Annotated in this window: 1 protein-coding gene; it reads left to right on the top strand. The window is 36.2% G+C overall.

What is annotated here, in order from left to right; all coding sequences use genetic code 11:
- A partial coding sequence (locus LKX83_RS33310) for an N-acetyltransferase (RefSeq protein ID WP_227887587.1) occupies positions 1–189 on the top strand: 189 nt, incomplete at its 5' end.
- Positions 190–221: the final 32 nt, after the last annotated feature.

Genomic DNA, 221 nt, shown 5'->3' with positions numbered 1-221 from the left:
CTCGTTCGAGCCGTAGCTGAATATTATTTGGCTAAGGGACGAAGTTATCTTGATCTATCCGTACTGCATAGCAATAAAAAGGCAATTGCTTTATACAAAGCGCTTAATTTTGAACAAATTCCTGTCTATGTAATTAAACGAAAAAACGACATTAATGAAGTGTATTATACAGGAGGGCCTCAACCTTGAACGTATATGCACAAATACTGATAGATGAAGCA

The organism is Cohnella baijiui (assembly GCF_020731285.1).
In the GTDB taxonomy this organism is placed as follows: Bacteria; Bacillota; Bacilli; order Paenibacillales; family Paenibacillaceae; genus Cohnella.
This window is presented reverse-complemented; position numbering and strand designations above follow the sequence as displayed.